Annotated in this window: 12 protein-coding genes and 1 pseudogene; 8 read left to right on the top strand and 5 right to left on the bottom strand. The window is 63.4% G+C overall.

What is annotated here, in order from left to right:
- A pseudogene (locus CN311_RS33250) lies at positions 1 to 139 on the bottom strand (fimbrial protein); the annotation flags it as partial.
- Between the two features lie 24 nt (positions 140 to 163).
- Here CN311_RS33250 and CN311_RS03670 point away from each other — a divergent pair.
- Positions 164 to 1,204: an RluA family pseudouridine synthase gene (locus CN311_RS03670; RefSeq protein ID WP_097572042.1), complete on the top strand. Its 1,041-nt coding sequence runs from the start codon at positions 164 to 166 to the stop codon at positions 1,202 to 1,204.
- 211 nt (positions 1,205 to 1,415) lie between these two features.
- A complete protein-coding gene (gene rpoH, locus CN311_RS03665; protein ID WP_097572034.1) occupies positions 1,416 to 2,327 on the top strand; it encodes an RNA polymerase sigma factor RpoH in 912 nt (303 codons plus the stop codon).
- 57 nt (positions 2,328 to 2,384) lie between these two features.
- On the opposite strand, the gene CN311_RS03660 is transcribed toward rpoH, so the two are convergent.
- From CN311_RS03660 to CN311_RS03645, 4 genes are all read right to left on the bottom strand, one after another.
- Positions 2,385 to 3,260, bottom strand: a complete 876-nt coding sequence (locus CN311_RS03660; protein ID WP_245440719.1) for an MBL fold metallo-hydrolase — start codon at positions 3,258 to 3,260, stop codon at positions 2,385 to 2,387.
- 146 nt (positions 3,261 to 3,406) lie between these two features.
- Positions 3,407 to 4,066: a peroxiredoxin gene (locus tag CN311_RS03655; RefSeq protein ID WP_097572033.1), complete on the bottom strand. Its 660-nt coding sequence runs from the start codon at positions 4,064 to 4,066 to the stop codon at positions 3,407 to 3,409.
- 212 nt (positions 4,067 to 4,278) lie between these two features.
- On the bottom strand, positions 4,279 to 4,662 hold the full coding sequence (locus tag CN311_RS03650; protein ID WP_097572032.1) for a cell division protein ZapA: 384 nt from the start codon (positions 4,660 to 4,662) through the stop codon (positions 4,279 to 4,281).
- 11 nt (positions 4,663 to 4,673) lie between these two features.
- A complete protein-coding gene (locus tag CN311_RS03645; protein ID WP_006327981.1) occupies positions 4,674 to 4,946 on the bottom strand; it encodes a DUF4164 domain-containing protein in 273 nt (90 codons plus the stop codon).
- A gap of 260 nt (positions 4,947 to 5,206) precedes the next feature.
- Here CN311_RS03645 and tkt point away from each other — a divergent pair, with 260 nt between their 5' ends.
- The 6 genes from tkt (at position 5,207) to CN311_RS03615 (ending at position 13,835) form a co-directional block, all read left to right on the top strand.
- Positions 5,207 to 7,198, top strand: coding sequence for a transketolase (gene tkt, locus CN311_RS03640; protein WP_097572031.1), 1,992 nt, complete (start codon positions 5,207 to 5,209; stop codon positions 7,196 to 7,198).
- A 155-nt stretch (positions 7,199 to 7,353) separates the two neighbouring features.
- On the top strand, positions 7,354 to 8,364 hold the full coding sequence (gene gap, locus CN311_RS03635) for a type I glyceraldehyde-3-phosphate dehydrogenase (RefSeq protein ID WP_097572030.1): 1,011 nt from the start codon (positions 7,354 to 7,356) through the stop codon (positions 8,362 to 8,364).
- Between the two features lie 220 nt (positions 8,365 to 8,584).
- Positions 8,585 to 10,489 carry a potassium/proton antiporter gene (locus CN311_RS03630; protein ID WP_097572029.1) on the top strand — a complete coding sequence of 635 codons (1,905 nt, stop codon included), beginning with the start codon at positions 8,585 to 8,587 and terminating at the stop codon, positions 10,487 to 10,489.
- A 109-nt stretch (positions 10,490 to 10,598) separates the two neighbouring features.
- Positions 10,599 to 11,795: a phosphoglycerate kinase gene (locus CN311_RS03625; protein WP_097572028.1), complete on the top strand. Its 1,197-nt coding sequence runs from the start codon at positions 10,599 to 10,601 to the stop codon at positions 11,793 to 11,795.
- A gap of 129 nt (positions 11,796 to 11,924) precedes the next feature.
- Positions 11,925 to 12,950, top strand: coding sequence for a class I fructose-bisphosphate aldolase (locus CN311_RS03620; protein ID WP_097572027.1), 1,026 nt, complete (start codon positions 11,925 to 11,927; stop codon positions 12,948 to 12,950).
- 144 nt (positions 12,951 to 13,094) lie between these two features.
- Positions 13,095 to 13,835, top strand: a complete 741-nt coding sequence (locus tag CN311_RS03615; RefSeq protein WP_097572026.1) for a DUF899 domain-containing protein — start codon at positions 13,095 to 13,097, stop codon at positions 13,833 to 13,835.
- The last annotated feature ends 22 nt before the right edge of the window (positions 13,836 to 13,857 follow it).

Below are 13,857 nucleotides of genomic sequence, written 5' to 3'. Positions count from 1 at the left end.
CCATAAGGGCGAGGAAGAGCAGGCCGAGATTGATGGCCATGAAGCGCACGAGTTTCCTCCGCACGCTTTCGACTTCGGGGTCGAGAGGCTTTTCCCGGCCTTCAACGTCTGGGTCTTCCTCGGCAAGCGGCCTGGCCATGCAAGAATTCCGGAACAATTTTCGATGAGCGCTCATAACGAAGAGGTCCCCGAATTGATAGAGGGCGGATCGACGGTGGTGGTGGCTGGAACCGACGCGGCTGGCCAGCGCCTTGATCAATGGCTGGCGGGCAAGCTCGGCCCGGACATGTCGCGCAGCCGCGTGCAGATGCTGATCCGGCAAGGCGCGGTCAGCATCGGCGGCAAGCCGGTCGACGAGGGCAAGCGCAAGATGGCCGCCGGCGACCGCGTCTCGGTGGACATGCCGGCGCCGGAGCCGGCCGAGCCGCAAGGCGAGAACATCCCGCTCGAAATCCTCTATGAAGACAGCGAGCTGATCGTCATCAACAAGCCGGCGGGGCTGGTCGTGCATCCCGGCGCCGGCAACTGGACCGGCACGCTGGTCAATGCGCTGATCCATCATTGCGGCGACAGTCTTTCCGGCATCGGTGGCGTGCGCCGGCCGGGCATCGTCCATCGCCTCGACAAGGAGACCAGCGGCGTGATGGTCGTCGCCAAGACCGACCGCGCCCACAAGGCCTTGTCGGAGGCGTTTGCCGACCACGGCCTGACAGGCGATCTCAAACGCGCCTATCTCGCGCTGGTCTGGGGCATACCGCCAAGGCCGGCGGGAACCATCGACGCGCCGCTTGGCCGCGCCGCCGACCGCGTGCGCCGCGCCGTGGTGCCTGAGGGCCGCGACGACGCCCGCCACGCTGTCACCCATTTCACGGTGGTCGAGCGCTTTGGCGAACAACAGCGCGAATTTGCCACGGCAAGCCTGGTCGAATGCCGGCTGGAGACCGGCCGCACCCACCAGATCCGCGTCCACATGGCCCATATCGGCCATCCCGTCGTCGGCGATCCCGATTACGGCCAGGCCTTCCGCACCAAGGCGAACCGGCTGCCCGAGCCGCTCAAGGCGCTGGTGAAGGCATTTTCACGACAGGCATTGCATGCCCGCCTTCTTGAATTCCGGCACCCGACCACCCATTTAACGATGAGGTTCGAGGCGCCGATGCCAAGGGACATGGAGGAACTTGTCGGCGGCTTCCGCAAGCTCTGAACCTGACATCAACAAGCCTTAAGCTAGCCATCAAGAAACCTGACTGGTCTTGTTCACTTCAGCGTGACACACTGTTTCGTGTTGAACAAATGCCTGTCTTTTCTGGTTTTGTTCCTATATATACCGGTTGTCGCGAGCGAGCCTTTTGGTGCTCGCGTCACATGCCCGCCGCGTTTCGGGGGCATCACTCCAATAGAGAGGGGGCGCTATCATGGCCCAGTCACTACCCAGTATCGTTTCCGGCGAAGGCGGCCTCAGCCGCTACCTGGAAGAAATCCGCCGCTTTCCGATGCTTCAGCCGCAGGAAGAGTACATGCTCGCCAAGCGTTATGCCGAGCATGAGGACACCACGGCCGCGCACAAGCTCGTCACCAGCCACTTGCGGCTCGTCGCCAAGATCGCCATGGGCTATCGCGGCTACGGCCTGCCGATCGGCGAGGTGATCTCGGAAGGCAATGTCGGCCTGATGCAGGCCGTCAAGAAATTCGAACCGGAGCGTGGCTTCCGCCTCGCCACCTACGCCATGTGGTGGATCAAGGCCTCGATCCAGGAATACATCCTGCGCTCGTGGAGCCTGGTCAAGATGGGCACGACCGCCAACCAGAAGCGTCTGTTCTTCAACCTGCGCAAGGTGAAGGGCAAGATCCAGGCGCTCGACGACGGCGATTTGAAGCCCGACCAGATCGCCGAGATCGCCACAAGGCTGAACGTTTCCGAAGCCGAAGTCGTATCGATGAACCGCCGCCTGTCCGGCGACGCTTCGCTCAACGCCCCGATCCGGGCGAGCGAAGGTGAATCGGGCGAATGGCAGGACTGGCTGGTCGACGACCACGAAAGCCAGGAAGAGATGCTGATCGAGCAGGACGAGCTGGAAAACCGGCGCGGCATGCTGTCCGGCGCTCTTGCCGTGCTCAACGATCGTGAGCGGCGTATCTTCGAGGCGCGCCGCCTGGCCGAGGAGCCGCTGACGCTGGAGGAACTGTCGGCCGAGTTCGACATCAGCCGCGAGCGCGTGCGCCAGATCGAGGTGCGCGCCTTCGAGAAGGTGCAGGACGCGGTCAAGGCCGCGGCCAAGCGCCAGACGCAGGCTTTGCGCACCATCGAGGCGCAGCCGGCGGCTTAAGCCGGCATCGGCAATGAAACAGAAAGGCGGCGTCAGGAAACTGGCGCCGCTTTTTTGTTATCTCAGCCCATCCAGCGGAAACTTCAGATACCGCCGGCCATTGGCTTCCGGTTCCGGCAGGCGGCCGCCGTTCATGTTGACCTGCAGCGCGTGCAGGATCAGCCGGGGCATCGGCAGTGTCTTGTCGCGCGCCTCACGCAAGGCGACGAAATCGGCTTCGGTGTGCGCGGCAACCAGGTGGATATTCCCCGCCTTCTGCTCCGCGACCGTGCTTTCCCATCGCGCCTCGCGCCCGCCGGCCCGGTAGTCATGGCCGACGAACAGGCGCGTCTCGTCCGGCAGCGCCAGGATGTCCTGGATCGAGCGCCACAGCCGCGCGGCGCTGCCGCCAGGAAAATCCGCCCTTGCCGAGCCGCTGTCCGGCATGAACAGCGTGTCGTGGACGAAGGCGGCATCGCCGATCACATAAGTGATCGAGGCCAGCGTATGGCCGGGCGAGAAGAGCACCCGGGCTGGAATGTTGCCAACCGAAAAGGTATCGCCATCGGCGAACAGCTTGTCCCATTGCGAACCGTCGGCTGGAAAATCCGGCCAGTTGTAGATCACCTTCCACAATTTCTGGACGTCGACGATCCTGTCGCCGATCGCCTTGGGCGCTCCGGTCTTTTGTCGCAGATAGTGTGCCGCCGAGAGATGGTCGGCATGCGGATGGGTATCGAGGATCCATTCGACGACCAATCGCTCATCCTTGATGAAATCGAGCAGGGTGTCGGCATTTTTCGTCGCCGTGGCGCCGGACTTTTCGTCGAAATCGAGAACCGGATCGATGATGGCGCATCGGCGCGTCGCCGTGTCGGCGACGACATACTGGATGGACCCGCTCGGCTTGTCGTAAAAGCCTGTGACCTGCAGCGTGGCCGATAACGCGTCCAATCCCGGCTCCCCTGATCTTTGCCGAGACAGGAATGATTTTCTCTGCCACGGCAAAAGAAGAGCATGGTTGCCCATGGATACGATGCCGTCAAGCATCCCATGCTCGCAGAAGCAAGAACAATGAAATTCGCAGCGGTCCTGTCGGCTCAGCCTGTAGGCTGCTTGGTCTTCCTGAGATAGGGCAGGATCGTCTCGTAAGCGCCGAAACGTTTGATGGCGTCCTCGTTCGAAACGGCGGCGGTGATGATAACATCCTCGCCCTGCTTCCAGTTCGCCGGTGTCGCCACCTGGTGCTTGGCGGTCAATTGCATGGAATCGATGGCACGCAATATTTCATCGAAGTTGCGGCCGGTCGTCATCGGATAGGTGAGGACCAGCTTGATCTTCCTGTCGGGACCGATGACGTAGACCGAACGCACCGTGGCATTGTCGGCGGGCGTGCGGCCTTCCGAGGTCTCGCCGGCACCCGCCGGCAGCATGTCGTAGAGCTTGGCGACCTTGAGGTCCTTGTCGCCGATCAGCGGATACTGCACCAAATGGCCGGTCGCCGTCTTGATGTCGCCCTGCCATTTGGCGTGGTCCGCGACCGGATCGACGGAAATGCCGATGATCTTGACGTTGCGTTTCTTGAACTCGCCTTCCAGCCCGGCCATCGTGCCGAGTTCCGTGGTGCAGACCGGTGTAAAGTTCTTCGGATGGCTGAAAAGCACCGCCCAGCCGTCGCCGATCCATTCATGGAAGCTGACCGGCCCGTGCGTGGTCTCGGCGGTGAAATCCGGTGCGATGTCGTTGATGCGAAGACTCATGGCGTTTCCCTACCCCTAAATTGCTGCCGGCCCCTCATCAAGGCGCCGCTCCACCTTTCTACCACTCTGGCGCCATCCTTCAAACGCCAGTTGCCACCGGCATTGCTGTCGGTGACGAATAATTTTCGTCTGCTTTCGGCAAATGCAGAAGGAATTCCTGCCGCGAAGTTTAAACTGCCGGGGCGATGTGCCTCCGAAGGAGACAGGCCGCTCTATTGAGAATGCCCGGGCTCAGGCCTCTTCGTCGCCAGCGTCGTCGCCAGATCCTCCATGCGCTGGGCCAGCGCGCCAAGCGCGCCGGTCAGCACGCTGTCGTTCTTGTCGGCCTTGGTCAGCGCCTCGTCGCGCGTCTTGCGCAGCGTCAGCACTTCAGTCTCCATGCCCTTGACGCGCTTTTGCAATTCGGAAAGCTCGTCCATGACCATGATGCCGGCCATTACCGTCAGCCGCTGGTCGCCGATTTCGCCGAACGAATCCTTCAGATGCGAGACGTAGCGGTCGAAGCGCTCGGCGAGATCGATCAGGTGCTCTTCCTGACCCTCGTCGCAGGCCATGCGGTATTGTTTGCCGTCTATGGAAACCGTGACTTGTGCCATTGGGCCAGCCCCTATCTGTCCAGCACGGCGCGGATGGTTTCCATGGCGGTCACCAGCCGGCGCGAGACTTCCTTGTTGGCATCCTCCAGCCGTTCGGCGCGCGCTTCGGAATTGTCGAGTTCCTGCGCCAGCCGCGAGCGGTCAGCGTTCATGCGCTGCACCTCGGCCTCGGCCTCCGAATAGTCCCGCTCGTTCTCGAGCTTGGCCGCCACGGCGTTTTCCAGCCCCTCGATGGCCTTACCCAGCCTGGCGATAACTTCCTTAAGCGTCGTTTCCCCGGTCATGGCTTTCGTCCTGCGCCCTGCCCATCACCGAATCATTCACGTTCAGAACGCGTTATGTCGGAAACATTACCCACCGTGTGAAGGTGACGTCAATAAAGCTCTCGCGACTGTCCCCCGCTAACGCTAATGTAGCGGGGTTACGGCATCACAAGACCGGCAAAAACGCACCGATTTGTTGACTCAAGGGCCGCGCCTGCTATGTGTCGCGCAGCCTTTCCAGGGCCTCTCCCAAGGCTCCAAACCCCACCCCCGGAGGAACCATGACGTCGCGTGAACAACATGACCGGATGGCCAATGCGATCCGTTTTCTTTCCATGGACGCCGTCGAGAAGGCCAACTCCGGCCACCCCGGCTTGCCCATGGGCTGCGCCGATATCGCCACGGTGCTGTTCACGCGCTTCCTGAAATATGATCCGAAGAGCCCCCATTGGCCGGACCGCGACCGTTTCATCCTGTCGGCCGGCCATGGTTCGATGCTGCTCTATTCGCTGCTTCATTTGACCGGCTACGAGGACATGACCCTCGACCAGATCAAGCACTTCCGCCAGCTCGGATCGAAGACCGCGGGCCATCCCGAATACGGCCATGCCACGGGCATCGAGACGACGACCGGGCCGCTCGGCCAGGGCCTTGCCAATTCGGTCGGCTTCGCGCTCGGCGAGCGCATCATGAACGCCGCCTTCGGCAACGACCTCGTCGACCACTACACCTATGTGCTGGCCGGCGATGGCTGCCTGATGGAAGGTGTTTCCCAGGAAGCCATCGCGCTTGCCGGGCACCTCAAGCTCAACAAGCTGATCGTCTTCTGGGACAACAACAACATCTCGATCGACGGTCCGGTCTCGCTTGCCGACAACACCGACCAGGTCGCCCGCTTCCAGGCCTCTGGCTGGAACGCCAGCCACATTGACGGCCAGGACCCCGAAGCGATCGCCTATGCGATCGAGGCTGCCCGCCACTCCGACAAGCCGACGATGATCGCCTGCAAGACGACAATCGGCTTCGGCGCGCCGACCAAGGCCGGCACCAACAAGGCGCACGGCTCGCCGCTCGGCGCCGAGGAAATCGCCGGCGCGCGGAAGTTCTTCGGCTGGGACTATCCTCCCTTCGAGATTCCAGCCGACATCCTCGATGCTTGGCGCACCGCCGGCAAGGCTGGCGCCAAGCCCCGCACCGACTGGGAAGGCCGCCTCGCCAACGCCGAGCCCAAACTGAAGGCTGAGTTCGAGCGCCGCATCGCTGGCAAGCTGCCGTCGAACTTCGACGCCGTTATCGCCGACTACAAGAAGAAGCTGTCGGCCGACAAGCCGAAGGTCGCCACCCGCAAATCGTCGGAGATGGCGCTGGAAGTCATCAACGGCGCCGTGCCTGAAACCATCGGCGGCTCGGCCGACCTGACCGGTTCCAACAACACCAAGACCAGCCAGACCAAGAACATCACCCCGGACGATTACGGCCAGCGCTACGTCCATTACGGCATCCGCGAGCATGGCATGGCCGCCGCGATCAATGGTTTGACGCTGCATGGCGGCCTCATCGCCTATGGCGGCACCTTCATGTGCTTCTCCGACTATGCCCGTCCGTCGATGCGCCTTGCCTGTCTGATGGGTATCCGCTCGATCTTCGTCATGACTCATGATTCCATCGGTCTCGGCGAGGACGGCCCGACCCACCAGCCGGTCGAGCATCTGGCGGCACTGCGCGCCATTCCGAACCACAACGTCTTCCGCCCGGCCGACGCGGTCGAGACCGCCGAGTGCTGGCAGTTGGCCCTCGAGACGGAAAAGACGCCGTCGACGCTGGCGCTGACCCGCCAGAACCTGCCGACGGTGCGCACCGAATTCTCGGCCAAGAACCTCAGCAGTCAAGGAGCCTATGAACTGGCCGCTGCCAGCGGCGAGGCGGCAGTGACGATCTTCGCCACCGGTTCGGAGGTCGAGATCGCGCTTGCCGCCCGCGAATTGCTGGAGAAGCATGGCCACCCGACCCGCGTCGTCTCGGTCCCTTGCTTCGAACTGTTCGACAGGCAGAGCGAAGCCTACCGCAGGAAGACGATCGGCGACGCGCCGGTGAAGATGGCGATCGAAGCCGGCATCCGCCAGGGCTGGGATCATCTCATCGGCATCGACGGCATCTTCATCGGCATGAGCGGCTTCGGCGCTTCGGGCTCGATCGAACAGCTCTATCCGCATTTCGGCATCACCGCCGAAGCCGCGGCCAAGGCGGCGGAGACCCGTCTGCACGGGAAGTAAGGTTGAGGAGAAGCCCACCGCTCCGCGTGCAGCGGTTTGATGGGCTGGCCCAACCTAATCGATTTAAATCCAAGCCGTGTATGGCTGGATTCTTTGCCCGTCCGCCGCTATGAAGCTGCGGACCAAATTGCCTTCCAGCTCCCAGGGAGAGAAACATGACCGTCAGAGTTGCCATCAACGGATTCGGCCGCATCGGCCGCAACATCCTGCGCGCCATCCATGAATCCGGCCGCAAGGACATCGACGTCGTCGCCGTCAACGACCTCGGCCCGGTCGAGACCAACGCGCATCTGTTGCGCTACGACAGCGTGCATGGCCGCTTTCCGCACGAAGTGACGGTCTCCGGTGACAAGATCACCGTCGGCAAGGAGACCTTCAAGGTCACCGCGATCAAGGATCCGACGCAGCTGCCGTGGAAGGAACTCGGCATTGACATCGCGCTCGAATGCACCGGCATCTTCACCGCGCGAGACAAGGCCGCCGCGCACCTGACCGCCGGCGCCAAGCGCGTCATCGTCTCGGCGCCGGCCGAAGGCGCCGACCTCACTGTCGTCTATGGCATCAACCACGACAAGCTGACCAAGGACCACATCGTCATCTCCAACGCGTCCTGCACCACCAACTGCCTGGCGCCGCTGGCAGCCGTGCTGCACGAAGCCGTCGGCATCGAAAAGGGCATGATGACGACGATCCACTCCTACACGGGCGACCAGCCGACGCTGGACACCATGCACAAGGATCTCTACCGCGCCCGCGCCGCGGCGCTGTCGCAGATCCCGACCTCGACGGGTGCGGCCAAGGCGATCGGCCTCGTGCTGCCTGACCTCAAGGGCAAGCTCGACGGCATCTCGATCCGCGTGCCGACCCCCAACGTCTCGGTCGTCGACTTCAAGTTCATCGCCAAGCGCTCGACCACCGTGCAGGAAATCAACGAGGCGGTGATCGCCGCTTCCAACGGCAAGCTGAAGGGCATCCTCGGCGTCACCCATCATCCGAACGTGTCGATCGACTTCAACCACGATCCGCGCTCCTCGGTCATGGCGCTCGACCAGACCAAGGTCATGGACGGCAACTTCGTTTCGGTGCTGTCCTGGTACGACAATGAATGGGGCTTCTCCAACCGCATGGGCGACACATCGGTCGCTTTCGGCAAGACCATCGCCTGATCGCCTCTCCTCGCGGCCTGAAACGCCCGGCTTCGTCCGGGCGTTTTTGTTGGAGCAGGACCGCTTCGCCCTTTGGCCGGCACGATTGTGTTCCGAGCGTCAAAACCTGCGAAAATCAGCGGCATAGGCCAAAAAGCCGCCCTCCCGCCTTGCACTGGTCACGTCTTCGCCTCACTCTCCCGTAATTCGAGAGGGACACGAAAGTGAGGGGCAAATTCGGATGGAGCATGCGATCTATCTCGTAACGCTGGTCGGCACCGCGCTCGTCGTTGCCGCCGCGTTTTCGAGCCTGATCGCCTTCCGCTTCGGCGCCCCTCTTCTGCTGCTCTTTTTGTGCATCGGCCTTGCCACCGGAACCGACGGCCTTGGCATCGAGTTCGACAATGCGCGGCTGGCTTATTTTGCCGGCTCACTGGCGCTAGCCGTCATCCTGTTCGATTCCGGGTTTGGCACGCCGCTCAACGCGCTGCGGCAGGCGGCGGCGCCGGCACTGTCGCTGGCAACCTTCGGCGTGTTGCTGACCACCGGCCTGTTCGGCGCCGCCGCCCACTATTTTCTCGATCTCACATGGCTGGAATCCTTCTTGCTGGGCGCCGCCGTCGCCTCGACCGACGCGGCGGCGGTCTTCTTCCTGTTGCGTGCCGGCGAGATCAACCTGCGCGAGCGTGTGCGCTCCACGCTCGAGGTGGAGTCCGGCACCAATGATCCGATCGCCATCTTCCTGACCATCACCCTGGTCGAGATCATCGCGGCTCACGCCGACCCCGAAGCCAAGATGCTGGTCACTGACCTTTTCCTCGGCTTCCTCATCAATATGGGGCTTGGCGCCGTCGTCGGCGTGCTTGGCGGCCTCGCCATCGTGCGGCTCGTCGACCGGCTCAATCTCGATCACGGCCTGCTGCCGATCTTCGTGCTGACCTTGTCGTTGATGGTGTTCGCCGCCGCTGGCGCCATTGGCGGCTCCGGCTTCCTCGCGGTCTATCTCGCCGGCCTGGTTGCCGGCAATTCCGACATCCGCGCCGTCACCATCCTCAAGCGCTTCCAGGACGGCATGTCGTGGCTGGCGCAGATCATCATGTTCCTGATCCTCGGCCTTTTCGCCACGCCCTCGCAATTTCCGGCGATCCTGGTGCCGGCGGTGCTGCTCGGCCTGTTCCTGATCTTCGTGGCGCGGCCGATCGCCGTCTGGCTCTGCCTGATCCCGTTTCGCCTGCCGCGCCCCGAGATCGCCTTCATCTCCTGGGTCGGCCTGCGCGGCGCCGTGTCGATCCTGCTCGCCATCACCCCGGTGCTCGGGGGCCTGGAGAACGGCCGCTTCATCTTCAACATCGCCTTCATCGTCGTGCTGGTGTCGCTGGTCATCCAGGGATGGACCGTCGGCCCACTGGCGCGTCGGCTGGGCCTGATCGTGCCGGCCCGCCTCGGGCCGCTGGACAAGGTCGAGCTCGAACTGCCGGGTTCCGCCCATCACGAGCTGCTCGCCTATCGCGTGGCGCATGGCAGCCCGGTGGCGCGCGGCGAGCGCATTCCGCGCTGGGCGCGACCATCGCTGGTGCTGCGCGACGGTCGCTCGATGCGCTTCCAGGACATGGGCAGGCTGACCGCCGGCGACCACGTCTATATCTTCGTGCCGGACCGCTACCCACGCTTGCTCGACAAGCTGTTCGCCAGTCGCGCGGTGGTCGATCCCGAGGATGCGGATTTCTTCGGCGCCTTCGCCGTCGATCCGGCGCGCTCGGCCGCGGAGCTGGAAGCCGCCTATTCGACCGGCCTGACCGAGGAGGAAAGCAAGCTGACCGTCGGTGCCCTGGTGACGGCGCGGCTCGGCGGCCATGCTGAATATGCCGACCGCGTGCTGCTTGGTCCGATCGAATTGATTGTCCGCGATGTCGACGACAAGGGCAGGATCACGGGCCTCGGCCTTTCCTTTGAACCGACCGCGCCCGTGGCGCGGGTGCCGGTGTTCCTCAGCGCCGGCGAGATCGCCGACCGCATCGCCGCCTTCATCCGCAACTGGCGCAAACCGCCCGAAGCGCAGGTTGGCGAGACGCCAATTGCCGAGGCACAGGCGGATGTGAAACCGACCCCGGAACCAGTCGTCGAAAAAGCAGCAACCGAAACCTGACGGCTCCGATACCAAAGGTCGGATCATATTTTCCGCTTCGCCCAGCCTAACCCTTGCATCATCGTTGGCGCGGGGTATGGTCCCCCGATTTTTCGCGAAAGGGATCAGCATGGCCGGCTTCAAGACACTGGACGACATCGGCAACATCGGCGGCAAGCGCGTGCTGGTGCGCGTCGACCTCAACGTTCCCGTCGCCGACGGCAAGGTCACCGACGCCACCCGTATCGAGCGCATCGCGCCGACCATTGCCGAGCTTTCCGGCAAGGGCGCCAAGGTTATCCTGCTTGCCCATTTCGGCCGCCCCAAGGACGGTCCGACCCCCGAATTCTCGCTGGAGCCGATCGCCCGGGCGACAGCGGAAGTGCTTGGCCGCCCTGTCCGCTTTGCGTCCGACTGCATCGGCGACACGGCCGCAAGCGCGGTCGCCGCCATGAACAAGGGCGACGTGCTGCTGCTCGAAAACACCCGTTTCTACAAGGCCGAGGAAAAGAACGACCCGGCCTTCACCGAGAAACTCGCCGCCAATGGCGACATCTTCGTCAACGACGCCTTTTCCGCCGCGCACCGCGCCCATTCGTCGACGGAGGGGCTGGCCCAGCTTCTGCCGGCCTTTGCCGGCCGCACCATGCAGGCTGAGCTCGACGCGCTGGAAAAGGGCCTCGGCAATCCTGCCCGTCCGGTTGTCGCCATCGTCGGCGGCGCCAAGGTCTCGACCAAGATCGACCTCTTGATGAATCTGGTGAAGAAGGTCGACGCGCTGGTCATCGGCGGCGGCATGGCCAACACCTTCCTTGCCGCGCGCGGCACCGATGTCGGGAAATCGCTCTGCGAGCACGACCTCGCCGGCACCGCCAAGCAGATCATGATCGAAGCGGCAGAGGCCGGCTGTGCCATCATCCTGCCGGTCGACGGCGTCGTCGCCAAGGAGTTCAAGGCGGGCGCGGCCAGCCGGACCGTCGACATATCGCAGGTGCCGGCCGACGCGATGATCCTCGATGTCGGCGAAAAGACCGTGAAGACCATTGCCGAATGGATCGACCGCGCCGCGACGCTGGTCTGGAACGGCCCCCTCGGCGCTTTCGAGATCGAGCCGTTCGACCATGCGACGGTTGCGGCGGCCAGGCACGCCGCGGCGCGCACCACGGCTGGCAAGCTGGTCTCGGTGGCTGGTGGCGGCGACACGGTGGCGGCGCTCAACCACGCCGGCGTCGCCGACGATTTCACTTATGTCTCGACCGCCGGCGGCGCCTTTCTCGAATGGATGGAAGGCAAACCCTTGCCCGGCGTCGACGCGCTGAAGCCCTGAAACGAGAAGGCTAAGAAGGGGCGCCTGCGACTTTCAATCGATTCGCGCCTGGTCCGGTGCAGCGGTTCGACTTGAACCTCCCTTGCTCCGGTGATCTGCTAGGCCCGGACCAATTCAGGGAGAACCACTATGAGTGAACGTCTCGAGGATATCGCCGCCGCGATCGTGGCCGATGGCAAGGGCTTGCTCGCCGCCGACGAAAGCTCCGGCACCATCAAGAAGCGCTTCGATGTCATCGGCGTCGAATCGACCGCCGACAGCCGCCGCGACTATCGCGAGATGATGTTCCGCGCCAAGGAGGCGATGACCAAATACATTTCCGGCGTCATCCTCTATGATGAGACCATCCGCCAGAAGGCCGCCGATGGCACGCCGCTGGTCGACATCATCAAGGCTGCGGGCGCCATTCCCGGCATCAAGGTCGACGCAGGCGCCAAGCCTCTGGCCGGCTTTCCCGGCGACACCGTCACCGAGGGCCTCGACGGCCTGCGCGAGCGCCTCGCCGAATACTACAAGATGGGTGCCCGCTTCGCCAAATGGCGCGCGGTGATCGATATCGATGTTGCCAGGGGCGTGCCTTCCGCCACCTCGATCGGCTCCAACGCCCATGCGCTGGCCCGCTATGCGGCACTTTGCCAGGAGGCTGGCATCGTGCCGATCGTCGAGCCGGAGGTACTGATGGACGGCGCCCACGACATCGCCACCTGCTACGACATCAGCAAGGCGACGCTGATAAAACTCTACACCGAACTCCATGCCGCGCGTGTCGTTCTCGAAGGCACCATCCTGAAGCCGAACATGGTGCTGGCCGGCAAGAAATCAGGCAAGGTGAGCAGTCCGGAAGAGGTCGCCGAGAAGACCATAAAACTGTTCCGCGAAACGGTGCCGGCGGCGGTGCCTGGCATCGCCTTCCTCTCCGGCGGTCAGGAGGACGAGGAAGCGACCGCCAACCTCAACACCATCAACGCCATCGGCCCGCACCCGTGGAAGCTGACCTTCTCCTATGGCCGCGCCCTGCAGGCGGCCCCTCAGAAGGCATGGAGCGGCAAGGCGGCGAATGTCGCAGCCGGCCAGGCCGCCTTCGCCCACCGCGCCCACATGAACCATCTGGCGGCCCTCGGAAAATGGCAACCGGCGCTGGAAAAGGCTGCCTGACGAAATTTTCCGCATTTGTTGAACCCGGGCCAGCGCCCGGGTTTCGTTTGGACGAAGCCACCACAATCCTGTGTGAGAAAAAAGCGCCAGCCGTGTCGGCTTGCGCCTCTGCCGAACGTCCTCTGGTAAAAGAGGAGCAGGCTCATGCCAAACAACAAGACCGTTTCACGCGAAGACTGGTTCCAGGCGCACAAGGCGCATCTGGCGCGCGAGAAGGAATTGACGCGGTTTCGCGATCGCATCGCCGCCGAACGCCGGCAATTGCCGTGGCTGAAGATCCGCAAGGACTATGTCTTCGAGACCGAACAGGGGCCGAAGAAACTGGCCGACCTGTTCGCCGGCAAGAGCCAGCTGATCGTCTATCATTTCATGTTCGGGCCGGGCGCCGATTACCGTTGCGAAGGCTGTTCCTTCCTCGCCGACCACATTGACGGCGCCAACCAGCACCTGAGGCATCACGACGTGTCGCTGGTCGTGGTGGCGCGGGCGCCCCTGGCCGAGCTGCTGCCTTACAAGCAGCGCATGGGTTGGAAGTTCGACTGGGTGTCGTCCTACGCCTCGGATTTCAACTTCGACATGCAGGTCTCCTTCACCGACAAGCAGATCGCGGCCGGCGACACCACCTACAATTTCGACCAGCGCGCGCGCAAATCGAAGGATCTTCCCGGCGCCAGCGTGTTCTATCGGGATGAGGCCGGCGACATCTTCCTGACCTTCATGACACGCGCCCGCGGCGGTGACCCACTGATCGGCGCCTACCATTATCTCGACATGACTCCGAAGGGTCGCAACGAAACCGGCCCCTATCACGGGCTGATGGACTGGGTGCGGCTGCATGACGAATATCAGGACAGACCGGAGACAGGGCATGAATGTTGCGATTGACCCGTCGTCGACCGCTGCAATT

The sequence above is a fragment of the Mesorhizobium sanjuanii genome (assembly GCF_002529485.1).
GTDB classification, from domain to species: Bacteria; Pseudomonadota; Alphaproteobacteria; order Rhizobiales; family Rhizobiaceae; genus Mesorhizobium; species Mesorhizobium sanjuanii.
The sequence above is the reverse complement of the archived record's forward strand: the minus strand, read 5'-3'. Positions and strand labels throughout refer to the sequence as shown.